Here is a 25,909-nt window from a genome sequence, read left to right as displayed (position 1 = left end):
AAATCAGATTTTCAAAGACACAGAGGCTTATCTGAAAAACATAAAATTGCTTATTTGAAATGGTATATTTATTTAAAAAACCATTAAAAAAACAACATTTTAGTACTATTAAGCCCGCAATGACAACAATGTTATCATATGTGTAATCTTGCGACAAAGTCGCTTATCTTAGCTTCTTTAACATATCTTTAAATTTTTTCAAAGGGAACCCGACAACGTTCAAGTAGTCCCCCTTTATACTTTTAACAAAAAAATCATTTTTTTCTTGTACGGAATAAGCGCCTGCTTTATCAAGATGTTTTGAACAGGCAAATTCTATATCTTCTTTTGAAAGCTTTTTGAATTGCACTTCTGTTTTTTCATAATCAACAATCTGTCTTTTTATATTCGTATCCAATATTGCAACACCTGTGTAAACATAATGCTTTGAATTGGAAAGTTTTGTCAAAATTTCTTTTGCTTCTTCTTTATCCCTGGGCTTACCTATTATTTCACCTTTTAAAACAACAATCGTATCCGCCCCAATAATTATCCCCTTGAGATTTACAGCTTTCGCCTTTTTTAAAGCAAGCCCTTTTACTATTTTAACAGGATTTTTAAAAGATATATCCTCCGATATTTTCGGGTGGGCAATTTTAAACTTATATCCCGCATCAGATAATATCTCTTTTCGACGAGGCGAACTAGAAGCAAGAATGAATTTTTTCATATATTAGAGAGGACTGCGTCGTTGCGTCTTAGTGTCTTTGTGTCTATGACTCTACGACTCAACAATCCCACTATCCCACTATCCCACCATCCCACTATCTCACGAATCTACGCCTTTACGACTCTAATCCCATCTTTTGTCCGCATTTTTTACAACATCCGTCTTTTAAGCCGACTTTTTTTATATTATAACCTTTTCTTTCTATAAGGACTTCTTGGCATTTTGGACAATAGGTCCTGTTATATTCAGCTTCTAAAACATTTCCAAGGTAAACATATTTCAGTTTTTTTATGGCAATTTTTCTTGCTCTTTCAAGTGTAGAAAACGGCGTCGACTTGACTGTCATCTTGTAGCATGGGAAATATCTTGAAAAATGGAGCGGGATTTCCTCGCCTAATGACCAAATCCAATCAACCAAATCGGAAATTTCTTCATCAGAATCGTTAAGCCCCGGAATTAGCAGATTGGTAATTTCAACATGTTTTTTCTTTTTCACCATTATTTCAACTGTCCTTAAAACAGAAGCGAGTTTCCCGCCGCAGTATTTCTTATAAAAATCATCCCTAAATGATTTAACGTCAATATTTGCCGCATCAATATTTTCTACAATATTAACAAACGGCTCTTCGTTTATATATCCATTGGACACTATCACATTTTTTAATCCATATTTTCTTGCTTCAACCATAGTTTCTTTAAGCCATTCATAATTTATCAACGGCTCATTATATGTATAAGCAAGCCCTATAGAATTATACTGCTTGGCAAGTGCAATAATATCTGACGAAGAAACATTTTTGATTAAATTTTCATCAAAGTCTGCCTGTGAAATTTCGAAATTCTGGCAAAACTGACAGTGAAAATTGCAGCCGAGAGTCCCAACAGATAAAATTTCGCTCCCGGGATAGAAATGGTAAAGCGGTTTTTTTTCTATCGGGTCCATTGAGACAGAAGTAAATTTACTGTAAATTAATGAATATAGTTTACCGTCAACGTTCTTTCTTACATGGCAGCTCCCAACCTTACTATCAGCAATAATACAATACCACGGGCATAAATTACACTTTACAAGTTTTTTTTCTTTATTATAAACTTCAAAATATAACGCTTCTTTCATTTTGTCTCTTCCCCAATCCATTTAAGGTAATCAGGATTACCTGCTATTATCGGCAGAAAAATTATTTCCGGAACCTTATAAGAATGTATCATTTTAATTTTTTTAATAAGTTTTTTTGCCAACGATATTTTCGTTTTCATTATCAAAAGAACTTCCGGTGCCCTTTCTTTCTTTCCCTGCCACCAGTATATTGAATTAATTTTCCCAACAATATTCGCACATGCAACTAATTTTGCCTTTACAACATCTTCGACAATTTTTTTCGCTTCCTTATCATTTGCCGCTGTAACAAAAACCACCGCATATTTCATTTTATTCCTCACTCACCTATCCATCCTCTATTACAGTTGTAGTTGCACGCCCTTGGCGTGCCATAAATGCCATATGTGAGCAGACCAAGGGTCTGCGACTACATTATTTGTATAAAACCCATAAAACCTATGTCACATTTTTTTACAATCTACCATCACCGGACAATTTTCACACTCCGGTCGCTTTTTACAAAAATTCTTTGCAAGCGCAACAATCAAAGCGTGGTATTCTTTGTATACTTCTGTACTTTGTGGAATGTTTTTTTCAAAAAAACTTTGGATTTCTTCATATTTATCGCCTTTAAATATACCGAAACGATTTATAAACCTTTTTGTATAAGCATCCACTACAAAATACGGCTTATTAAGCGCATACAGAAGAATTGAATCTGCTGTTTCCGGTCCCACTCCATTAAGTGAAAGTAATTCTTCTCGTGAAATACTTAAAAATCGGGTAAATGAATTTCCTCGCGGTATCAAAGTACCACCCCCCACAGTTTTGTCTATGACAAAACTAGACGTGGGGGTTCTTCTCCCCTTTATCCCCGCAGCAAGCTGCGGGGTATTTGGTGAAGGAGAAAGAACATATTTCGCAAAATTTTTAAGCCGGACTGATTTTTGTTTATAAAAACCTGATGGTTTTATTAAAGATTGCAGTTTTTTTAAATTTGTTTTGGAAATTTTCTCAAGGTCTAAATATTTTTCTTTTCTTAAATTCGAAAGAGCTTTTTCAACATTATTCCACGCGGTATTTTGGGTGAGTATTGCTCCGACCATTATTTCAAATTTCTCTTTTTGGGAAAAAGACTTTTTCTGAGGATTATAGACACCGCCAATAGGCCACCAGCCCTGCGGACCAAAATATTTAAACAGTTTTTTGTATAATTTTTTCGCATTCATCTCTTGGTAAATCAAATGGTTTTCTGCGAAAAAATACCCCCCCGTTTAGTTCCGATTTATCGGAACTGGGGGGGGAAACTCCATTACTTCATCAATAAAACCATTATAGCTTTCTGGACATGGAGCCTATTTTCTGCCTGGTGAAACACAATGGAATTCTTACCTTCAATAACTTCTTCTGTTATTTCTTCACCCCTGTGCGCTGGAAGACAATGCATAATAAGACAATCGGCTTTCGCTTTTGATAATAACACCTTATTTACCTGATATGGCTTAAAAACAGCTAACCGCTTATCTCTCTCGCTTTCCTGCCCCATGGAAGTCCAAACATCAGTATAAATAACATCTGCATCTTTTACATCTTCCGGATTATTGGAAATTACAATTTTAGCACCGGATTTTACAGAAATATCAATAGCATTATTGGTAACGTCTTTCTTGGGTTCGTAACCGGAAGGCGTTATCACAGTAAAATTCATGCAAAGTTTAGCACATAAAAGCATTAACGAATTTAATACATTATTGCCGTCACCTATAAACACAACTTTAAGCTTTGCCAAATCCCCTGTTTTAAATGCAGACTTCCTGACATTCAATTTCTGCTCTATTATAGTATAAACATCGCTTAAAACCTGGCAAGGATGTTCTAAATCTGTTAAACCGTTTATTATAGGTACTGCCGAATATTTAGCGAATTCAAGAAGGTCTTTATGTTCGTAAGTTCTTATCATAATCCCGTCAACATAACTGGAAAGTATTCTTGCAGTATCGGCAATAGTTTCACCCCTGCCCATTTGCAGTTCTTTTCCTCTTAGAAAAATCGCAATTCCACCCAATTGAAACATGCCGGTTTCAAAAGAAACCCTTGTTCTTGTGGATGGTTTTGCAAAAATCATTGCAAGAGTCTGACCAAGAAGCGGAATATATCTCTTTTTCTGCTTTTGTTTGTTTTTAAGGTAATCTGCAACCTTAAAAATTTCAAGAATATCCGCTTTCTCTAAGTCAGTAATTGAAATTAAATGCTTGGCTTTCATAACGGTTATATTATATCAAAAACTATTAAAAAAACAAGAAAATATTTATTGATTTTGATTGATACTTACTCTCATACTTGCACTAAAATCTTTTTTCATGTTTCAATCCTTGCCCGCCAAAGCTTCAGTGCTCGCCCGCTTACGGGTTAGTGGTGGGGTAGAACCTGACCCCATTTTTTACTTAATTTCTTCTAAAAGCCGATTCTTCATTTCTTTTTCTGAAGGTAATATTTTTTTAAGTTCCGCGGGAAGTTTTGTCGTTAAATGATACTGCGATACTCCTATAGGATTTTTAACGCTTCTTAAAGCATATTCAACGGTTATATTGCTTTTATCAGCACATAAAATAATACCTATTGGCGGGTTTTCATCTTTTAATCGTGTCTGTTCATTTAATAGATTGAGGTAAAAATCCATTTTCCCGGCATACTCTGGCTGAAATTTGCCTGTCTTAAGTTCTACGGCAATGAGACATTTAATTCTGCGGTTAAAAAACAATAAATCAACAAAATATTCAGTGCCATCTAATTCAAGCCGATACTGATTGCCGATGAATGAAAATCCCGAACCAAGTTCAAGTAGAAAGTGTTTAATTTTTTCAGTAAGTCGTTTTTCAAGTTCCCTTTCCAAAACCGGTTTTGTTATGCCGAGAAAATCTAAATTGTAAACACTTTTCAGTGATTCGTCCGCCTGTTCCGAAAGATGAACCGATAAAGTTTTTGGGAAGTTATGTTGTTTTGGAATTTTTGCCGATAATCCATATGCATCCGCATTTATTTGGTTAAGAAGAACATTCCTGGACCAACCCATGTCCGATGATGCTTTAATGTAATATTCTCTTTCTTTCATGTTGGATATTTTGTTTAAAATCATCAAATTATGTCCCCATGGTATTTCTGCGACAAGCTGTCGCAGAATTGATGATTCCCTGTATGTATCATAAAATCTTCTCATATCCCATAGATTACGACTTGAGTATCCCTGTAAATTAGGAAATTCATTTTTTAAATCACTAGCTAATTTTTCAACAATACCGTGTCCCCATCCATATTGTTTTTGTCTCTCAATAATTGTTTTCCCGAGGTCCCAGTACAATTTTATTAATTCTTTGTTTAACTGCCGGCTTGCCTGCACTCTCGCAAAGGTGATTTTCTGTTTAATTTCGTTTAAGAATGAAACATAATTTTTATCAAGAATCAAAATATCTCCTTTTTTCTTCATATCAATTTCTCCGTGAGAATTAAACTTTCTCAAAATAATTTCAATCAGAACGTGATAGTAGCTTTAAGAATAGGAAGCAATATCAGCCCGGGCGCTTCGGTAATGACCGGTCTTGCTGCAGCAATATCCCAGGCGATTTTGTTCGTCCTGAAACGGGGACCCACACATAATAAATCAGCGTCAGCTTCGGCGGATACATACGAGTACTCGGCAATCAATGAAGTCTTTTCCGACAAATCTTTGCGGTAACCTATCGTATAAGTAAATGACCATCGATGACTTTTGAAATTCTCGTCAGAGTTCAATACCTCGTCTTTATTGTCGAAATACACAGCACTTACTGCAATATGAAGACTTTTTTCCTTTTTCCCAAAACTTACCACATTACCTAAATTATAAATCTTATTTTTAGGTATACCCGCAGCCCAGAAAGCACAACCGGTCTGTTCGGAAGAATAGTAGTTCTGCTTGACTCCTATTGCCGCCGTCTCAAGGACTTCCTTGTTTATCGGGAAAAATGAAAATACTCCAACATGTGTCCGCGATGTTACAGCATAAGTGTAATTAATTATTGCAACCTCATAATCGGAAAAGTAAGACGCCCCTTTCGGCATGGTATACGCAGTAGGAGTAAGAAAGAGTTCATGGTCCCCCGCCATATATTCAGCCCCGGCAGAACCAGTTAAAGTAATTAAACCAAATAATAGAAGCAGTTTTTTCATATATTAGTCTCGTTTCGAGAAGATAATCTGGCAAAATCACTGTAAAATGATTACTGTTAAATTCGTTGAAATGTGGAGAAATTAGAGTATTAAAACCATCCTCATTTCATATTCTAATTTTTATTTTTCATTTGTTTAATGATTAAAAATCTACAAAAACTGGATATAAAAAGAAGAATCGTAGCTAAAATTACGAAGCGCAAACTTCTTCCTAGACCAACAAAGAAAATAGCAAAAATCGTATTTAGGTCTGTAAGATACTTTGCCCAAGTAAAACAGACTTTCATAAGATAAATTATAAGTATAATAATACCGATAAATCCACAAAGTAGTCCAAACCATGCACAATTAGTAGTCCATATTAAATTTACAATACCGGAATTACGACAAGATATTATTTCAGTAACCGATTTCCAAGAAAAATAAATACCTATCAATACAAAAATAATAAGAATAAAAAAGACAATATCTATCTGTATCATACTGAAAAAAAAGTAGTGAAAAAACCTCATAGAAAAACCTCCTTTGCTAATTGCATTACAATTCACAATTTAATTCTACTGTATTGATTTCTGTTGGATTATGGAGTAATCATCACAAAAATAAAATGCAACATTTATTGTAATTAAGTAACATTATGATATTATTATTTTCCCGTTGGAAAATCAAAAATTATTTGTTAAAAAAATTACTTTTTTTATTAATTGGCTTTTTTATCTGCTACTGACAATTACCTAAATAGATGCCCCTATTTCTACTTTTTCAACTTCTTCTCCTTGTCTAAGGATTATCAAAACTACAATAATTTTTGGGCCAAAGAATGAAGTTCATTATTTGCCAAAGCTAAGAGTTTCTTTTTTACTGTTCTTGAAAAATACTCTTTTTCGGTTTTTGTTAATTTTTCGTTTTTTAACTTTTTGTAAAATAAATCTTTTTGCTTTGGCGAAAACACCTGCGATAAGGCAAACTCTAAATTATACTCATCTTTTAATTCCAGCAATTCTTTGAGTTTTGTTTTTTCTTCAAGAGCATAATTTCTGAATGTATCCTTTAATCTCTGACTTGACATCTTATGTTCTGCTACAAATAAATCCTCGTTATTTTTCATTTTTTCAAGATATGTCTTATATTTGTCCTTATCGCTTAAATTAAGAAGACTATATAATTTTTTTGACCAGTCATATTCAAGACTTAGATTATTATAAAGCGCTAATGATAATGTCATTAATTCGAAAAATGTATTTCTATCGGACTTACTCAGATATTTAACTGTTTTATGAAAATCAAATAAACCTTTTTTTAGAGCGTTGGCTAACATAACAGGAAATCCATCCCAAAACCGCATATCTTTGCTTTTAACAACATCAGCCAATACGACATTTGCATCCAGTTGCTCTTCTTTTTTCATAACGGGAAACCCAAGTTGATTTAGATTTTCAGTGAGATTATTTTTCATCGTAAATGCCTTCTTTTTTCAGTTTTTCAACAAAAGATTCAAAATATTTTATCACTTTATCTTCAGATATATCATAATATGCTGTTTCGTAATAAAATTGTTTTAATTTTATTAAATCAATTTCAGATTTTTTCGTTTTAATCAATATTATGCAATCTTCAATATCTACACTCGATGATCGGAATATTTTACTTATAATTAAATCATAATAATTTAAAACTCCAAGATAAATATGATTTAATTCAGCAATAAAAATATGTTTATCCTTTTTAAGCGGCGACTCCAGTAGTTCAGTTGTATGAACGCTTTTACCTTTGAACAAATCAAATACAAAATCACCTTCCCTTGCCCAGCCATTGCCGGTAACTGATTTATAACCAAGTTGCGTCAAAATATTTATGAGATATTCGTATTGCTTTGGCTCCGGAACTAACAAATCTATATCTTTCGTAGAGTCCTTTATACCAAGTAACGTCATAGCGGTACCACCGCATGCAATAAGATTTATTTTTCTTTTTAAGAAACCATCCCAGATGGATAATCTCTCTATCAGTTCCTGTTTATTAATTCTATATTTCATACATATAATTGTATCATGCCATACATCTTCTTGTATAATTATATACAACAATAGCGATTTTGTCAAGTGTTTTCTTATTGTTTGATTTTTTTATCTTTTAGAAAACATTAACGGGAAAAGTGAATAGAATTTTATTGATTCTAGGACATCGCTGGTGCGGATTTGTTCGTTTGGGACATGGCAGTACTTTTCTTCACCGGGACCGAAACCGATTGTTGGAATCTTTTCTTCGCCCATTGTAAACGAACCGTTTGTGCAGAATGGCCAAAGAACTACGTTCGGGTTTTTGTTATATGCTTTTTTGTAAGCTAAAACTGATGATTGGACAAGTTTGTGTTCTTTTGGCAAAATAAATGCACTGGAATATTTTTTAAGATATTCTACTTTGGCATTTTTACCGAATATTTTTCTTATTTCATTAAGGACACTGGTTTCTGTTTCAGATTCAACCGGTCTCCTATCAATATAAAAAGAACAATTATCAGGAATGGTGTTTGTAGAGGCGCTTTTTGTCTCAATCTGGGTAACACTTATTACTGGTTTGCCTAATTCGGAAATTACTTTGTAATTTTTATTAAGCAATTCAATTTGTTTTATGAAAGGAAGTGTTTTATAAATAGCATTATCACCTTTTTCCGGAACACTTGCATGACACGATTTACCGTTAACCGTAACTTTCATTTCCGCCCTGCCTTTATGTCCTCTGACAACTTTTAAATTTGATGGTTCTCCTATTATTACACAATCGGGCTTAAATCCCAGGTTTCTGATAAGATAACCTATCCCGGAATGGTCTGCACTTTCTTCCCGTACAGATGCTGAAACATAGAGCGTAAAATCGCCTAATAATCCCTGTTTCTTTATTAAAGCACCTGCATAAACCATCGCGGCAACACAACCTTTATCGTCACAAGCACCGCGACCGTAAATAATCCCGTTTTTAAGAACAGCTTTAAACGGGTTTGTCTTCCAATGTTTTAAATCAGCAACACCTACAGTATCGGTATGGGCATCATAAACGATTTTCTTTTTGCCGTTACCGATTCTGCCGACAACACTTCCTAATTTATCAATCTTTACAGAATCATAATTGAGTTTCTTCATTTCTGCAGCAACAATTTTGGAAATTATTTGTTCATGTTTTGTTAAACTTGGCGTAGAAACCATCTTTTGTAAAAATTTTAAACAATTTTGACTGTGATTATCCATAATAGTAACTCCGTAAGTTCATAGTTAATAGTTAAAATCTAATTAACCAGCACCGTAAGACGGTGCGACTACATTGTTGGGCTTGCCAAGGGCAAGCGACTACATTTTATTGACCTCGGACATTGGACGTCTTTGTCTTAATTCTTGCTTCTTGCTTCCGACATCGGACATTGGACCTCGGACTTCGGACTGTCTTATTATACAAATCATTCCCATATATATCGTTTATTACTATGACCGGGAAATCTTCTACTTGTAACTTGAAAATGGCTTCACAGCCTAAATCAGGGAAGGCGACAACTTCTGATTTTTTTACATATTTGGAAAGCAATGCACCGGCACCGCCGGTCGTGGCAAAATACACAGCTTTATACTTTTTCATTGCACTAATAACATCTTTTGAACGCCTGCCTTTACCAATAGTCGCCTTGACACCGTATTCCAACATCTTTGGCGTGTATTTATCCATCCTGTAAGCCGTGGTGGGCCCGCAGCTGCCGATAATTTTACCGGGTTTTGTTGGTGTGGGTCCTGTATAATAAATTATAACATTTTCCAGATTAAAAGGAGGTTTTTTTAAACTTAGCATCAACCGTCTATGCGCGGCATCCCTGGCGGTATAAATAATGCCGCTTAATAAAATCTCGTTACCGGCTTTAAGTTTTTTTAAGATGTCTTCTGTTAAAGGTATTTTAACTTTTTGCATAGTTTTCTTTTTGTAGCAGAGCTACCACTTTCGCCTCAGACGAACCTACTTGGCTGCAGCTACAACATTTTCAAGATATTGGAAACATTTATTTTGGGATATCAAACTTGATATCCGGTGATGCTTTCTCTTCTGATAAAACTTTATACATTTCCTTCGGTGTATATTTCAATAAATTTGCAACAAATACATCCGGCACCTGCTTAATCCGCACATTAAAAATAGCCACGGAATCGTTGAAAAACTCACGCCTGTCGGCAATCTGACCTTCCAAATAACTGACCCTGCTTTGCAACTGTTTGAAATTTTCATTTGCTTTAAGTTCGGGATAGTTTTCTGAAACTGCAAAAAGCGTTTTCAGTGCGCCTGATAAATCAGAACCCGCTTGAGCCATTTGCGACGGGTTTTTTGCTTCTAAAAATTTTGTTCTTGCAGATATTATTTTTTCTAACGTGCCTTTTTCATACTGCATATACCCTTCGCAGACTTTTACCAATTTCGGTATTTCGTCATACCGCTGTTTTTCAAGAATTTCAATATTCGCCCAGGACTTATCAATATTTATCCTGATTTGTACAAGCTGGTTGTAAATACCGATAAAATAACTGATAAGCCAAACAACCGCCATAATAAGTAAAATCAAAATTAGAATTATAATACCCATAATACATACCTCCTTAATGTCTGCTGAAAAACTTAGTATTACTTCTGCGAATAAAAATCTATATAATTATAAAAGTGTAAGTTTTTTTCGATAATTTTATATAAATTTCGTGCACTTTTAATAATATTTATGCAGCTTTTTTCTATTCTCATTTTTCTACTGCAATTTTTACTTTTTTTACTCCTGTTGTATCTTTTATATACCCTATATATATTCCACTCGCTACTATTTTACCGTTACCATTCTTGCCATCCCATACTACACTTCCATCTCCATCACTCCCTTCTATCTCCCTTATCAATTCTCCACTTATCGTATATATTTTTACCTTCGCATTTGTTGTTAAACCTACTATTGTTAATCCTTGAACATTTTTTCGCGGATTGTACGGGTTCGGATAGACTATTATGGCCTGCACTGAAAGATTTTGTACTTCAGATGTTATAAGTCCGAAATTACCTTTATCTATACCGTCTATAGTGAAAAATCCCATAGTTCCGGGATACCCGTATGTATCCGAAGTGTCCTCATCAACTAAATCCATCATTGTTATCCATACAACTTTTCTTATCTTGAGATTTGCCCTCACGAATTCGTTTACCTTATCAACAAATTCTGCTTGTTGTTGTCTTGAACCACCCCACTTTGTATTGGTTGACCAACCTGTTTCTGTTACAAAAACATTCTTATAAGTAATATCAGAGACATTCCAATAATTTGCAGGAATATCTTGCGGAGATTTATACGTGTTCTTAGGATAGAGATTAAGAAAATCCATGGGGTAGCTTGTCATAGTGAAATATGGAACAATCTCTTTAAAGTCATCGAAGAGAAATTCCTGGTGTTTTGCTCTCATCGGTTCATATGCAAATGATGGAAATACCTTTGTGTTTGGTGAAACATTTTTCACTTCTTGGTAAGTAATCAGGATATCTCTGACAAACTGCTGATATTTTTCTTTTGGATTGTCATCGTAAACATAGTTTATCTCCTGACCCAGACACATATAATCAGGCTTATATTTTTTTGCTACTTCTACAGCTTCGTGTCTATATTCAACCGCATCCGGTATTTTGCCGAAGGTATTAATCTGTATAAAAGTTTCCATATCATATTTTTTTGCGAGAGGGACTTTAATATCACACAGCATAAACATGTCGTCCAAAGACATCTCACCGTGAGTAACTTCCAAATGTGCAATTTTTCCGACACGACTTCCCACTCTAAAAGCATCGTCCCAATCACTTATATTCGGATTTGTAAGACCATGTGACGGATAAACCCCAATACCCCATTCAATATTAGGTCTTGTAGTATTCGTCGTCGTCTTTTGTGTAATTTGCATTGTCTCTTTCTGTTTAGATTGCAATGCTTCCAGTGTTTTTTCAATACACTTGAGAAAAAATAAAATAAATATTGCGAAAATTAATAAATGCGTAGTTTTCTGCTTTATTACCATAACTCCATTCCTCTTAATTATAATCTTTGATACTTATTATTAACTGCTCTTGTCCGCTCTCCCCTCATCTTTAATCTTATACCCTGAGAGGAGATATATTTAACCTTTATAAATTTTATCCCACGGAATTACCAAATCTCTCGGCAAAATATGAGATCGGGCAAGCAAAGACGTTAAAATAATAATTATCAAAAGTGTACCACCTAATCCGAATAATATACTTTTTAAAAAAAGTTTTTGTGTCAGTTCTTTCTCGCTGCGGTCTGAAATAAAAAATGTGTTTTCAACATCGCCTTTCGCAACAACAACATCATCTTCTAATACTACCGGATTTTTAAGTTCTTCTTCTACCAGTTCCTGTTCTACGCTTTCTCTTGCTTTATCCCACTCTTCCGCATCTATATTACCGTCTTTATTAGTATCAAATCCTTTAAGTTTTTCCTTGTTTTCCTTTAATTGACGAAGCCGCTCGGTTAATTTTTCCCTCCGGTCGCCAACAGCATCTTTGAATTTTCTGACAGTCCCTAAAATATACAATTTATCACCCGGTTCTATATACCATTCGGTATAACGCAATTCTACAGGGGTTGAAGTTAATGTGCCTTGTGTTTCTACATACCTGTAATCAACCGGTAAAACTGCTTCCGCGTCCATCGGGTCAACAAGAATTTGTCCTGTTTCATCTTCTATATAAAAATAAATTGTTGACGTCTTTTCTTTAATAAGCTCCCACATCCACGTCCTTCTATTCTTTTTATTAACACTTTTTCTTTCAATTGTAAACCTGTAAAATACACACACAGCATTTGTGAGAGGACTTTTCAAATCAAATTTTTGTCTTGCTACACCAGATAGTTCAGAAAAACCCATGGGAACTGACCTGATTTTTGAAGTCGGAATACCTTCAATAAATTCTTTTCTACGCTGATACTTTAAACCATCAGCTAAAATAATAAAACCAATTAACAGCAGGGATATTTCATGTGTGTAACCAAATACGTTTTTTGCTGCACCAAAAGAAGCTTTGCTGATAAAATAGTATATAAGAGCCGCAAAAAACGCAATAATTGGAATCAGCCATATGGGCTTTTTATAAAATCCTGGTTTTATGTCGATTTGCATGACATTGAATGTTTATTGCTACAGGCAAAGATGTAATGTGCGACGGCGCGACTTCAATCAACACGGCAAGAGCGGTTGTTTTACCTCCTAAAGCCATCGGACCTATATTAGTTTTGTTCAAAGAATCGCATATTTCTTTTTCCAGTTTTTTATACCTTTCTTTAGGATTTGAAGAATTCAAATCTCTTAAAAGCGCTTTTTTAGCAAGCAACCCCACGGTATCAAATGTTCCACCTATACCGATACCGACAACTACAGGCGGGCAAGCGTTAGCATCTGCATTTTTCACAGTTTGTACTACAAAACTTTTTATATCTTCGGCAGTTGCGGACGGTAAAAACATTTTTATAACGGACATATTTTCTGCACCGCCGCCTTTGGGAAGAACTGATATTTTCAATTTATTACCTGGAACAATTTCCGTATGAATAATCGCAGGTGTATTATCGCCTGTATTTTTCCGTTCAAGCGGGTCCGAAACAATAGACTTCCTTAAATAGCCTTCTTTATACGCCTGCCGGACACCTTTATTTACTGCATCTGTCAAACTGCCGCCGGAAATATGTACATCCTGCCCGATTTCCAAAAAAACAACTGCTGTTCCTGTGTCCTGACAAATAGGAATTCTTTCACGGCGAGCAATTTTTTCATTTTCTAACAATTGATTTAAAATCTTCCTTGCCCTTTGATTATTTTCTTTTTTACCGGCAGTTTTTATTTTCAGTAATACATCTTCCGGCAAATAAAAATTCGCCTCAATAAAAAGATTCTTTACTGTTTCTATTATTTTACCGGCTGAAATATTACGCATTAAGGTACTCCTCAGAAAACATAACGCCTCTATTCAAAATACACTTGCAGTCAAATACTTTTTTAATATTTGCCATCTGCTTTACTCCGTCTTTACCATACATTATCTCTAAAAACTGGCGCTTGATTTTACCGATACCATGCTCGGCTGAAACGGTACCACCCAGTGCAACCGCTTTCTTAGCAAAATCGAGCTGAAGTTCTTTTGCAGCAACAAATTCTTTGTCGTCTTTTGGTAATATATTCATATGTAAATGGTTTTCGCCTATATGACCGAATATTGTGTATTGTAATTTTAGCGGTTTCAATTTTGATTTGTAATATGCAATCATATTTAAAAGCTTATCTCCGGGAACAGCGATATCCGCAGAAATTTTATGGATTGCAGGATATGTTTGTTTTCTTTTGGCAATTGTTTCGTTTATTGTCTCGGGAATCGAGTATCTTATCTGCCTGATTTTTTCAATATCTTTCTTTTCAAAACCGCCCCAGGTATCGTCCAATGTAGAATTATTCTTTTTAAGCAGTGCTTCTATTGTTGAGGAAATATCGGCAAGATTATCATTATTAAACTCCACTTCAAAAAAAACGGCATAATTTTTATCTTTGGGTAAATCGCTTATTTTCGGTCTTAACAGGTCAAACGCCCCGCTATCAAAATACTCAAAAACAATCGCGGATGTGAGTTTTTGCTTGCACTCAAAGAAAAAGTTTACCGCGTTCGGCTCGCTCTTAAAAAATGCAAGTAATGTCATTACATTTTCATGTCTTTTTGTCAATACAAGCTCTATTTCAGTAACAACACCAAGCGTTCCTTCACTGCCGATAAAAATATCAATCAAATCCATGTTTTCTTTAGCGTAATAACCTGCAGCATTTTTAACGGAAGGCATTTTATATTTAGGAACCGTTATTTTCAATACATTATTTTCAGAAACTGCTATTTTCATATTAAAACCGTCGGTGAATATTTTGCCGCGTTCAATATCTAATATATTTCCGTCCGCTAAAACGATTCTCAAAGAGTGAACCCAATTTCTGGTGGGACCATACTTAAAACTTCTTTCACCTGACGCATTTGTTGAAATCGTCCCGCCGATTCCTGCTGTCTGCTCGGTTACGTCTACGGGATACATGTACTTTTCGTTATCAAAACTTTCTGTTTCTAAATATTTGTTAAGTTCACTGAGTTTGACCCCGCTTTGCACCCGAATACAATATTCTTTGCCTATTTTTTTAACTCCGAGTATTTTGTTGAGTTTTTCAACCGACATTAAAGCGCCTTTTAACGGCACGGCGCCGCCAACAATACCGGTTTTGCCGCCGGAAATTGTAACAGGAATATTTTTTGACGAAGCGAATTTTAGAAAATCGCAAACATCTTTTTCATTTTCAGGAAAAGCAAGATATTCAATATCGCCGAACGAAAGTTTTGACTCGTCCTGTAAATATGTTAAGTACCCCGATAGAATATTTTCTTTGCCTTCAATTATTCTCATATAATGATATTGTAAACTGTTTCACAACCAACAACCTGTCATTGCGAGAGCCAATTTATTGGCTCGTGGCAATCCCGTCTTCGATGAATGACATTCTATGAGATCGCTTCCATGTCTACATTACACCTACATACCCCTCAACTCTTTCTTCTCCCCACAGGGGAGAAGATGAAAGATGAGGGGGATTATTATAATACTTTTATCAAATAATTCGGGTTATCTGTAACTATTATTGTTTTATCCTGTAGATATTTTTCCAGCCAGGACCTTAATCGCTCTTCAACGGGTTGTTTTTTGTCACCCCAAAACATAAACGGTAAAATATTATAATCTGTTTCAGGTATACCATCCTGAATTATATGAATGTTGCCCCAGCCGACGTAATAAAGTATCTGGAAAATATCAACCGGTTTCTGTTTCCCTATTCTATAATCACTTTTCACTTTATCTACAACAATCGCACTCGCTTTCCTGATTCCAATGTCCCTGTCTTTATACTTATTAAGTTCAGCCATACCTATTTTCATGAGATTCTTAAATTCTTCGTTACCCCAGCCATCGTTGCACGGTGCGACATTCAAAATAATCCCGCCATTTTTCACGGCATGATAAGCGCAATGCGTCGCTTTCCCCATCTGATATAAATTAATGCCCCAGTGGCCAGCACCGGATATAACAATATCAGCCCGTTCTTTAATGTTTACAGTCCATACACTTTTAAGCATCTTGGCTGCTGCCAGGTGACTCTCAAAAGTTTCACCACCTTTAAGATATACAAGGTCACCCTCAGGGTCAACAATAGAAGTTGTAGAATAAACTTCTCGCCCGTGTTTCCTTAACGACTCTATAACCACTTTCACTATTTTTTTCTTTGTTTCAAATACCGGGTTGTTGTTAATATTACCTAAATCCACGTTATGAGCGAACCCAAACTCGCCGAACATTTTTAAGTGCTCGTAAGTGATTGTCTCCATATCGCTGACCCCCGGGCAAAACGCCTTAGGTCCTCCAGATACACCCGTAAAATAATGATTATCTATATCTGTAAGTAAAATTGTTATATCGGAATTGAAAACTGCACTATCAATCCTTATTACTTGATTATCCACTTTCCCGACTTCAACATTATTTTCACGGCATTTGTGTACTACATAATTTACCTTCGGGAACATTTCTTCGCCTAATATCTTTTTTATTTCTTCTATTGAAGAAGGCCTGTGAGTACCGGTCGCTATTACTACTTTAATTTTTTCAGACGAGATTTTATGAACAGAAGTAAGTCTGTCAATTAAAATAGGCAGGAGTAATCTCGTGTGAATGTTAGGTCTTTCGTGGTCATCAACAATTATTGCAATATCGCCGTTTTTATAATTATCTTTTATAAGTTTACTTAACGATTTTTGGTCGCCGATAGGGTTTTCGAGTGCATCAACCAGTGCACCTTTTACATCTTTAATCACAGCCATCTTTTTCGGTAAAATCAAAGGGATAAATTTACCGCTCGTAACTGTTTCATGCGGAATAAAACCTGAAAGTAACTTGTCGCCATATGATAATGTGATATCTTTTTCATACTTGGTATTTGCCATAATTAGTTCTCCATTTTTAATAAGTTCTATCAAAAACTATATTATATTATTAAAAAATCTGGTTTTGAACGATTTAGATGTTTTTAGCTTAAAAAATCGTTAAGTCCACCATTGATTCAGTGGCGGATAGATTTTTCAAGCGTTAAAAAAACATCGTTTAGTGAAAAACCATATTTTTCATATAATTTTTTATATTACCTTGTAGCAGCGCTAACACTCTGCAGCTACTTTTTTGGCGGAGGCGGAATAAATCCTTTCTTCATCAACATCTGGGTTGATTCGCGCGCATTTTTAATCGCCTTTTCTGCTTTCTTGTATAATTCTTCACTGGAAATTTTAATTTGTGCCACGCCCTGTTCAATCGCTTTCATGCCTACTGCAACCGCCTCACGCGGAAAAATTTCCCAGTTATCCATTGTCGGTAAAATATGCTCTTCATCAAGTCCTTTATCCTGCTGAACTTTTGCAAGTTCATATGCCGCGGCGAGACACATCTCGTCAGTTATTGTTTTTGCTCTCACATCCAGCGTACCGCGAAATATTCCCGGAAAACCCAAAGAATTATTTACCTGGTTCGGGAAATCGCTCCGCCCTGTTGCAACAACTCTTGCACCTGCTTCTTTTGCGTCCCAGGGCCATATTTCCGGGATTGGGTTAGCACAAACAAAAACAATCGCGTCTTTCGCCATAGATTTTATCCATTCTTTTTTTATAACATCAGGACCCGGGGTTGAAAGCGCAATTAAGACATCGGCGCCTTTCATTGCATCTGCTTTATCGCCGATAATATTTTCTGAATTTGTTTTTTTGCATATCTCCCACTTTTCTTTGTGAGTTTTCTCTAATTCTGTTCTTCCCTTATGCAAAGTGCCTTTTGTATCGCACATTACTATATTCCCCGGTTCAGCCCCTGCCGACATTATTAATCTCGCTATGTTTATATTGGAAGCACCTGCCCCGTTCATTGCGATTTTTACTTTATTAATTTTTTTATTTACTATTTTAAGCGCATTAATTAATCCGGCGACCGTTACCGCCGCTGTTCCCTGCTGGTCGTCGTGCCAAACAGGAATATTACATTCTTTACGTAAAACTTCTAATATTTTAAAGCATTTCGGCTGACTTATATCTTCAAGATTAAATCCGCCGAACGACGGCTGAAGTTTTTTACATATATTTATAAATTCATCTTCATCTTTTGTATCAAGACATATCGGGACAGCGTCCACGCCGCCGAGATACTTAAAAAGTAACGCCTTCCCTTCCATAACCGGCATAGCTGCCTCGGGTCCGATATCGCCCAGGCCGAGAACCCGCGTCCCGTCACTAATAATAGCTATTGTATTTCCTTTCCAAGTATAATCGTAAGCAAGTTCTTTGTTTTTATTTATCGCCAAACAGGGTTCAGCGACACCGGGAGAATACCAGATAGCAAAATCATTAAAATCGGAAACGGTACACTTGGGAAGAGTTTGCATTTTCCCCTGATAAAACGGATGCAATATCATTGCATCTTCGCCCGGTTTCTTCGCCTTTGCCAGTAATTCCTCTTTAGAAACTTTTTTCTGTGCCATATATTTTCCCCTTTATAATAACGGGGACGGTTCTGGTTTATCCTCTCTCCAAAAACCAGAACCGTCCCCGATTTCTCAGATTTATCTTTTTTGCGGTTTGTTTTTTTTATTTAGAAAAACAAGTTTGGGTTTGTATCTTTTTGCCTTTTCTTCTTCAACGTATTCGTATGAAATAATTATTAACTCATCACTAACTTCACCTAATCTTGCGGCGCCGCCGTTTAATTCAATACAGCCGGAATTTTTCTTGCCTTCAAGAACATACGTTTCAAATCTTGCGCCTGTTGTTTTGTTAACAACAACTACTATCTCATACGGGTAAATATCCGCAAGGTCCATAAGTTTTCTGTCAATCCTGATTGAACCGAGATAGTTAAGATTTTTACCGGTAATTTTCGCAAGCTGGATTTTTGACTTCGCCATTTTTCTAAACATTTTTTTACTCCTCTATTGTGTCTGTTGAAAAAATCTTCAACAGCCACTGATTACACAGATGGCAACATCGCTGTCATTGCGAGGGACGAAGTCTCGTGGCAATCTTATTAGATTGCTTCGTCATTTCATTCCTCGCAATGACATTTCTGTGTAATCGCAGTTTAACTAAAGTATCGCACTTGGTGTTGCTATGCGTTTATATGAATAAACACGTGTTAAATGTTTTGATGATGTCCCATGAAATTTAATCAGTTTAGTTTCAAACTCCGGAATATTATCTATATCTCCTTTAATATACTGTCTAAGTCGGGTTATAAGACTCTCTGTTCTTGCCATTAATCCGCCGTATCTTATTTCTATTACTTCCAAACCAAACGGTTTATAAGTTGCAAGCCACATTTCCCTATGAATTTGCCAGAGTTTTTTTATTTCGCTTAATAAAGGGATGACCTCTGTTTTAATCAACATTTCCAGTTTCTTTTTATCTCCGGACTTATATGCAGCAACAAGATGTTTTCGGCAGTCGCATTTAATAGAAAGTGTTTTTGCTATTTGCATAGGAAAATTTAACCTTTTTGATGCTTCATCACTACCGACTTTTTGTTTTAACCCGTTCAATAAATCTAAATAGTGCTTTTTGAATGAAAGACCATTTTGTTGCGGTTCGCATAATCCTATTAGCAAATCATCCCATAAAAGCCATTTTGACAAGTTGCTTGTTCCCGGTTCCTTAGTACCAAACGGGTAATCTACTCTGCAAGCTAATTCATATGATTCAATATCAGCCTTGCAGGAACCGTAGAAATTTGTTTCAAGTTTTTTCCTATCAACATTACCGGAATATGCCATTTCAGCAAAAAACTGGGCAGCCGGAAGTGTTGAATATATGTCATTTTCCATACCGTCATCACCCCAGGTGGTTAAAAAAGTCTGCCGGATATTCTTTTCCCTGCAAGCTTTAACACATTGTTCAATCGTTAAATATGCAAACGGTAAATTACTCCAGAAACAATTCCAGTTCCATGCTCCCGGCGTAACAACAGGCTCTTTATTAAGCTTGCGATGCATATTTATAAATTTTTTATAAAACTCTGCTTCCTTATGATGATAATCCCAATAAACTAACTCAATATTCTTCGGTATATTATCAATAACATCCTGAGGAATTTTAGCATTTAAATCATAATAATCATTATCCTTTGAGCCTATGCGGAAAAACATATCGCTCCAAATCATGGGCTTCAATCCCAGATGCTTGCATATATTACAAACTTTTGTCAGATGTTCGTTCATAATATCAAATTTACGACGATAGCCGTTACGTTCAAGGTATATGCCGGTCCCCAAACCATGTGCTTCGTCCATTCCTATGTGTATCCGTTTTGATCTGTAAGGTGCACAAGCAGCAGAAATCATCTTTTCTAAAAGTTTATATGTCTTTTGTTCGCCAACTAATAAAATTTCATCCGTATCAGTCACATCTCTGTATGAATTATCCCATTGTAATATCTGCCGCAAATGTGCCAGCGCCTGAATACACGGGAACATTTCTATGCCAAGATTATACGCATAATCATCTAATGCTCGTAACTCTTTTTGAGTATATTTTCCGCGCAAATAACCGAAAAACGGTTCATCGGGTACTTCATATGTATCTTCTGTATATACTAACACGACGTTTATCCCCATAAGAGCAAAACGTCTTAAAAACGCTTTTACATTATCAACTGTCATAACGCCGTTTCTGGATGATTCCAGCATAATGCCTGTCATTTCAAATTGAGACTTCTCGCTAAAATCAGATTTTGAAGGATATTTTATCTCCCCGAAAAGCCGTCCTAACGCCCTGAATGCATCTGTTTTGCGGCTATAATTTACAGTTATTGTTTTGACAGATTTGCAAACCTTTATTTTACTTACCTGTCCAAAATTTCTGTATTTTGTAAAACATATCTCTTTTGCATCGGAACATTTTTCAAAACTTACAGGATATTCGCTACAAAGTTGTTTAACGCCCTGCTTCAATTCGTCAGGTAATGTTTTATAATCAATAAAATATTTCATATTTTTCATAAATTTAAAATTTATACTAGCTCAATTATTCAGTAACTTTTTAGTAACAAAACCAAGCTTGAAAAGGTAATTGTAGTTGTCGTAGGCCCTCGGCGTGCTTTATATATGCTTGCCAAGGGCAAGCTACTACAACTTAAGAGATTACTCCAACATGTAATCTTCAAACGGAATTTTCCTTTTCCGTAAATCTTCTTTCCATTTTTCCAGTGCTACCGGCATTTTTTCTTTTGACATTATAACCCATTTGGAATTCGGCGGTGAAAATTGTTCTACAGCGGTCTGGTACCATGTATATGCCATCTTCCAGTCGTTTTCTTTAGCTGCTTTTTCCGCTTTCATATATGAATCTTTTGCACGGAACCACACATCAACATAAATCATAATGTACATCACAATAACTGTTAAAATTACGACAATTGCAGTATGCACCCATTTCTTTTTAAACACTTTCCCCTCCTAAAACCTTTCTTACACCCAACATAAAACCAACAGGATCTATAGGTTTGGTATAAAAACCTCGGACATTCGGCTGTTGCTGCAAAAAATCAGATGTTGTACCATCAACGAATTTGCCGGAAACGACTATTACAGGTATAGATTTTGCAATTTCATCTTGTTGAAGTTCCTTTAAAAGATGAAACCCGCCTTTTTTGGGCATCATTAAATCAATAATCATTAAATCCGGTTTTATTTCCGGAATTTTTTTCATTACCTCTTCATCGTTATAAGCAACAGAAGTGTGAATATCGTCCACCTCAAGAATATGTTTGAATAACTCCATAACACTAACATCATCATCAATAATAAATACTTTAAATATTTTTCTGGTTATCATTTTATTTTATATATAAGTCAGGTGCAGTAATTTGTTACCAATTAATCGGTGGAAATAAATTGTGATAAAATAGACAAACAAAGTAAATATAATACAACCAATATAGGAAACTACTTATTACCACAATCAAATATATTACATTAATTTTTCTATTTTTCCACATTAATATGCTTCTTATAATACTTGTTATAAACGCAGTGATTATTAAAGGATGTAAAATTCCAAGGTCAACTCTTATGTTGTTACCTGTTGATAGCATAATATGTTCATATCGGATATAAAGTAGAAGTGATACTACCGGAACAAATAATTGCCATTTGGTTTTTGGGATTTTTGACGGTAGCGGTATTATGGTGATTATTTGAAGTCCCACTAATACAAAAAATAAAATTCCAATTAGGGTCATTTTTTCATTGCCTCGGTATTATTTTATCACTTCTTGTCCGTCTTGTCAATGACAAAAATCCTCAGAGATGGGCTTATTCCGATGTTTTCCCAGACATCGGTAGCACAAACTCGAATATAAAATCCGGTAGATGATTCTGGCTTCTTTTTATCAGTTGGCTGAACATTTTCATCCAGCAGTTTTTTAGGGTTTATTGACAACATATACGGTGCCGTATAAATAGTTAAACCGTGTTTCTTCCATTTTTTGTTACTAGCTGATGTTTCAAGCCAGACTTTTTCTATTTCATTACCAAGGACAGATGCATAAACTACCTTTTTTTCGGATATTTTTTCATCTGCTACAATATTCATAAGTCCCACAGTTATATTTTGCGCCAAATCCGGAACAAATTTTATGGCAATCGCTGGTTTAAATACGGTAAGAGCTGATTTTAATGTTGCTGTGCTATAAAACTGCGGCGGTTCTCCTTTTATTCCATCACTTAAAAAACTATCCGGTTCTTTTCCTCCCCAGGCAGCTGCAAGAATAGGGCTGTTTGATGAATCCGTTAAATAAACAGAGGTAGACCAGAGTACAATATAATTATCACTACCAAAACTTATTTCTTTAATAGGAATTTCTGTCCAAAACCACTGCGATTCTCCGACTTGTTCAACTGCCAGTTCGCCATCGCCCTCAAAAGGTATGTCTGCTGTAGTGGTAAGAAATTTCCAACTTGATTTTTTCCATGACGGGGTTGAGGATATCGCCATATAAAAATCGCCGGGAATGGCTTCTTTGTCAAGAGTAGCTTTCCCGTTTTTATAGACTTGTGTTGATTTCATCCTGCCGAGTTTGGTCCCGATAAACACTCTTTTATAACTTGAAAAACTTTCCGGAACAAAAATATCTTCAACCCAGAAACGATTATAACCTACATACCAAAACCCGTCCCAGCCCGACCCATTGGCAAAAAGCCGGTAATCGTTAGGGTTGTTTGCCGTGCAAACATAAATAGGATAAGAAATTGTCGTTTGAGTATTTTGAGAATAAAGGTAATTAAAGGATAAACAAGAAGTAATTAAAATAAAATATACCCATTTAATTAATCTTGAGATTGCCGCGCCCTTCGGGCTCGCAATGACAGCCTTTGTTAACTTGATGTCTATGAATTTGAAAGATGCAGGCAGAGCAAGCTCTGCCACTACAATGTTTATGTAGTTGCCGACCTTGGTCGGCATTAACTTATTTTCTACGTTTATATTAGTTTGTTGCAAGCCATTTTCTGATTGTTTCTGCATTTTTACCTCCTGGGTTTATTTCTAAATATTTTTCAAAAAACTGACGTACATTTTTATTATCATTTAACCGGCTATAAATCACACCGATATTGTAATAAATATCTACTTCAGAAGGTGTGTATTCCATCGCTTTTTTATATTCGTTAATCGCTTCGTTAAGTTTTTCACTCAAAAAATACTTGTATCCGTTATTCTGATAAATTTTTGAAATCTGGGAAAGAGAATCAGCGTCAGTTTTGTCATATTGATATGCTTTTTTGAAATATTCAATCGCTTTATCAGTCTCTTTTTTCTGTAAAAACAAAAGCCCTAAATTGTAATATGCCGGCGAATATGTAGAATCCAGATGAATTGTATTATTTAACGTTATACCCGCATCATCAAAATATTCATTCTGCCTGAAAATATTACCGACATTATTATTGAGCCAAATAAGGTCAGGTCCGGTTTCAAGTGATTCTTTTAATTTTAAAAACCCTTCTTTTTGTTTCCCGGACACCATCAAAAACTTACCGTAAAAATACGGGTATCTTGCAACAACTTCCTGTTCCCTGTAATTTTCAACTTTTTCCGGTATCCGTCCTGAATAAAAAACCCAAGGTGAACCCTCCGCTTTTTTATTAACTGTCCAAATTAGTCCACACAATACTAACGATTTCTTTATTTTATCAATATTTACTGTGGAATAATATTCTGCTGTTTTCTGTCCGGGGAACTTGGGCAAAAAAACATTATTATACGAATCGATAACTGTAACATCCTGTCTTTTTTTAAGAACATTTTTTACATAAGAAAGTGTAAAAATTGTCTCGTCAACTTCATCCTGCAAATATAATATACTTCTTTTAGGAACAGATTTCAATATATCAACCGGGTAATCATAAGCGATAAAATTATATCTATTATAATTTTTCTTAAAATTAGCAACAAGCTGTAAAACAAGCAATATTAAAATAAGCGACTTCGTCGCAAGATTAATTTTTGTGCCTTTTTCAACAAAAACTAATTTAAAAATACCAAAACCAATCCATATAGAAACAACAATCCAAGCAGGGAGATAATATGGAATAAAAGCATCTATATCCTGCGGAGTAAATTTGAAATTCAGTGCAATTATTAAACCGACTGTATTTGCCAAAAATATAAGAATTGTCAGAACGGCAAATTTAATATTTTCCTTAACCAGGATATAAAGTCCTATTATTGAAATAATTACAAATCCAATCCCAAAATTTTGTATACTTTGAACAAAAATATTTTTAACATAAAGAAGTTTTGTTGTCAAACTGACTTTTGCTGCCAATTCCATACCTTTATATTGAAACCGTCCTACATGTGCGATAAAATTCTTAAGATTTTCAGGATTCCCCCAGTCAATAGGTGGATTTATTAATGAGCGAATCGGTAAATAAATATATAACAACAATCCAAAAAGAGAAATTGCAATTAATAATATAATTATTTTCAGATTAAAATATTTTGGATTCTGCCATATTAAATATATAAAAAACACAGGAACAAAAAGAAACATTATGAAATGGTTTGCAACAGATATCCCGTAAATAAATGCAAAGAGGTAAATAATTGGGTGTTCCCCCCTAGTTTTGCTTTGCAAAACTGGCAGGGGGGTACTTTTTCCGTAGAAAAAGTAGATAACTAAGTAAATGAGTAAAACTACAAAAAAAGCATTAAGTGTATAGACTTCGGCAATTACCGATTGTGACCAGAAACTGTTGGAAAAAGCAAGAATTAGAGCTGGGAGGCATGTAAGCAGGTAAGCGGGTAAGCCCTCCACTGAATCTTTGGCGGGCAAGCGGGTAAGCGGGTAAGTATATGAATCACTTATCTGCTCATCTGTTAATCCGCTTATCTGCTTTGTAACCAAATATATTATACTGCAACTTAACGCTCCAAAGAAAGCTGACATTAAGTTTACGCGATATGCTATATTACCAAAAGGAATTATTATCGTGAATATTTTGCCAAGAATTGTCCAAAGAGGATAACCCGGAGGGTGCGGAATACCTAATGTATAAGCAGCTGTTATTAGTTCACCGCTATCTCCTACTGAAACAGTAGGATATAATGTAACTATATAAAAGAAAAATGAGACTAAAAAAACCAAACACATATTCAGGCATTACCATTATTTACTATTTTTAATAAACTTTTTCGTGAAGGGCGTTTTTTAAGTT

At 35.2% G+C, this 25,909-nt stretch carries 26 protein-coding genes; all 26 read right to left on the bottom strand.

The genetic code is table 11. The annotated features are described in order from the left end of the window. Nucleotides 1–163: 163 nt before the first annotated feature. The gene (locus tag PHE88_10135; GenBank protein MDD5688175.1) at nt 164–709 is read right to left on the bottom strand and encodes a Maf family protein; all 546 of its coding nucleotides are present in this window, start codon (nt 707–709) and stop codon (nt 164–166) included. A gap of 115 nt (nt 710–824) precedes the next feature. Continuing rightward, nucleotides 825–1,826 (bottom strand): AmmeMemoRadiSam system radical SAM enzyme, encoded by a 1,002-nt coding sequence (gene amrS, locus PHE88_10130; protein MDD5688174.1) that lies wholly within the window; start codon nt 1,824–1,826, stop codon nt 825–827. Further along, nucleotides 1,823–2,137: a divalent-cation tolerance protein CutA gene (locus tag PHE88_10125; GenBank protein MDD5688173.1), complete on the bottom strand. Its 315-nt coding sequence runs from the start codon at nt 2,135–2,137 to the stop codon at nt 1,823–1,825. The genes amrS and PHE88_10125 overlap by 4 nt, the downstream gene beginning before the upstream one ends. Nucleotides 2,138–2,269: 132 nt before the next feature. Next, nucleotides 2,270–3,037: an endonuclease gene (locus PHE88_10120; GenBank protein MDD5688172.1), complete on the bottom strand. Its 768-nt coding sequence runs from the start codon at nt 3,035–3,037 to the stop codon at nt 2,270–2,272. Nucleotides 3,038–3,120: 83 nt separating this feature from the next. Further along, nucleotides 3,121–4,071 (bottom strand): ornithine carbamoyltransferase, encoded by a 951-nt coding sequence (argF, locus tag PHE88_10115; protein ID MDD5688171.1) that lies wholly within the window; start codon nt 4,069–4,071, stop codon nt 3,121–3,123. Nucleotides 4,072–4,248: 177 nt separating this feature from the next. After that, complete coding sequence (locus PHE88_10110; protein ID MDD5688170.1) at nt 4,249–5,292, bottom strand: PDDEXK nuclease domain-containing protein; 1,044 nt, start codon at nt 5,290–5,292, stop codon at nt 4,249–4,251. 44 nt (nt 5,293–5,336) lie between these two features. Then, nucleotides 5,337–6,014: a hypothetical protein gene (locus tag PHE88_10105; protein MDD5688169.1), complete on the bottom strand. Its 678-nt coding sequence runs from the start codon at nt 6,012–6,014 to the stop codon at nt 5,337–5,339. Nucleotides 6,015–6,127: 113 nt separating this feature from the next. Beyond that, nucleotides 6,128–6,526, bottom strand: a complete 399-nt coding sequence (locus PHE88_10100; GenBank protein MDD5688168.1) for a hypothetical protein — start codon at nt 6,524–6,526, stop codon at nt 6,128–6,130. Between the two features lie 284 nt (nt 6,527–6,810). Further along, entirely contained in the window at nt 6,811–7,470 is a 660-nt protein-coding gene (locus PHE88_10095; protein ID MDD5688167.1) for a hypothetical protein, read from the bottom strand. Then, nucleotides 7,460–8,050, bottom strand: coding sequence for a hypothetical protein (locus PHE88_10090; GenBank protein MDD5688166.1), 591 nt, complete (start codon nt 8,048–8,050; stop codon nt 7,460–7,462). The genes PHE88_10095 and PHE88_10090 overlap by 11 nt, the downstream gene beginning before the upstream one ends. A 90-nt stretch (nt 8,051–8,140) precedes the next feature. Beyond that, nucleotides 8,141–9,259, bottom strand: a complete 1,119-nt coding sequence (locus PHE88_10085) for a YgeY family selenium metabolism-linked hydrolase (GenBank protein MDD5688165.1) — start codon at nt 9,257–9,259, stop codon at nt 8,141–8,143. Nucleotides 9,260–9,365: 106 nt separating this feature from the next. Next, a complete protein-coding gene (locus PHE88_10080; protein MDD5688164.1) occupies nt 9,366–9,965 on the bottom strand; it encodes a Fe-S-containing hydro-lyase in 600 nt (199 codons plus the stop codon). An 88-nt stretch (nt 9,966–10,053) separates the two neighbouring features. Continuing rightward, nucleotides 10,054–10,629 (bottom strand): LemA family protein, encoded by a 576-nt coding sequence (locus PHE88_10075; protein ID MDD5688163.1) that lies wholly within the window; start codon nt 10,627–10,629, stop codon nt 10,054–10,056. Nucleotides 10,630–10,777: 148 nt separating this feature from the next. After that, nucleotides 10,778–12,088 (bottom strand): T9SS type A sorting domain-containing protein, encoded by a 1,311-nt coding sequence (locus PHE88_10070; protein MDD5688162.1) that lies wholly within the window; start codon nt 12,086–12,088, stop codon nt 10,778–10,780. Nucleotides 12,089–12,187: 99 nt separating this feature from the next. Beyond that, entirely contained in the window at nt 12,188–13,210 is a 1,023-nt protein-coding gene (locus tag PHE88_10065; GenBank protein ID MDD5688161.1) for a GIDE domain-containing protein, read from the bottom strand. Then, nucleotides 13,179–14,021 carry a fumarate hydratase gene (locus PHE88_10060; GenBank protein MDD5688160.1) on the bottom strand — a complete coding sequence of 281 codons (843 nt, stop codon included), beginning with the start codon at nt 14,019–14,021 and terminating at the stop codon, nt 13,179–13,181. Before PHE88_10060 ends, PHE88_10065 begins: the two co-directional genes overlap by 32 nt. Beyond that, the gene (locus tag PHE88_10055) at nt 14,014–15,519 is read right to left on the bottom strand and encodes an FAD-binding oxidoreductase (protein ID MDD5688159.1); all 1,506 of its coding nucleotides are present in this window, start codon (nt 15,517–15,519) and stop codon (nt 14,014–14,016) included. Before PHE88_10055 ends, PHE88_10060 begins: the two co-directional genes overlap by 8 nt. Nucleotides 15,520–15,707: 188 nt before the next feature. Next, nucleotides 15,708–17,108, bottom strand: a complete 1,401-nt coding sequence (locus PHE88_10050) for a lactate racemase domain-containing protein (protein ID MDD5688158.1) — start codon at nt 17,106–17,108, stop codon at nt 15,708–15,710. A 224-nt stretch (nt 17,109–17,332) separates the two neighbouring features. Then, nucleotides 17,333–18,682: an NADP-dependent malic enzyme gene (locus tag PHE88_10045; GenBank protein ID MDD5688157.1), complete on the bottom strand. Its 1,350-nt coding sequence runs from the start codon at nt 18,680–18,682 to the stop codon at nt 17,333–17,335. A gap of 81 nt (nt 18,683–18,763) precedes the next feature. Further along, complete coding sequence (locus tag PHE88_10040) at nt 18,764–19,117, bottom strand: aspartate 1-decarboxylase (GenBank protein MDD5688156.1); 354 nt, start codon at nt 19,115–19,117, stop codon at nt 18,764–18,766. A gap of 165 nt (nt 19,118–19,282) precedes the next feature. Then, the gene (locus PHE88_10035; protein MDD5688155.1) at nt 19,283–21,190 is read right to left on the bottom strand and encodes a beta-N-acetylhexosaminidase; all 1,908 of its coding nucleotides are present in this window, start codon (nt 21,188–21,190) and stop codon (nt 19,283–19,285) included. Between the two features lie 141 nt (nt 21,191–21,331). Further along, on the bottom strand, nt 21,332–21,637 hold the full coding sequence (locus PHE88_10030; GenBank protein MDD5688154.1) for a hypothetical protein: 306 nt from the start codon (nt 21,635–21,637) through the stop codon (nt 21,332–21,334). Beyond that, complete coding sequence (locus PHE88_10025; protein ID MDD5688153.1) at nt 21,630–22,025, bottom strand: response regulator; 396 nt, start codon at nt 22,023–22,025, stop codon at nt 21,630–21,632. The genes PHE88_10030 and PHE88_10025 overlap by 8 nt, the downstream gene beginning before the upstream one ends. A gap of 34 nt (nt 22,026–22,059) precedes the next feature. Continuing rightward, entirely contained in the window at nt 22,060–22,431 is a 372-nt protein-coding gene (locus PHE88_10020) for a hypothetical protein (GenBank protein MDD5688152.1), read from the bottom strand. Between the two features lie 26 nt (nt 22,432–22,457). Continuing rightward, complete coding sequence (locus PHE88_10015; GenBank protein ID MDD5688151.1) at nt 22,458–23,714, bottom strand: hypothetical protein; 1,257 nt, start codon at nt 23,712–23,714, stop codon at nt 22,458–22,460. Next, nucleotides 23,677–25,845, bottom strand: coding sequence for a DUF2723 domain-containing protein (locus PHE88_10010; protein MDD5688150.1), 2,169 nt, complete (start codon nt 25,843–25,845; stop codon nt 23,677–23,679). Before PHE88_10010 ends, PHE88_10015 begins: the two co-directional genes overlap by 38 nt. Nucleotides 25,846–25,909 lie beyond the last annotated feature (64 nt).

The organism is Elusimicrobiota bacterium (assembly GCA_028718185.1).
Lineage (GTDB): Bacteria > Elusimicrobiota > UBA8919 > UBA8919 > UBA8919 > JAQUMH01.
Note: the sequence above shows the minus strand (reverse complement) of the source record. Positions and strands in the feature narration are given on the sequence as shown.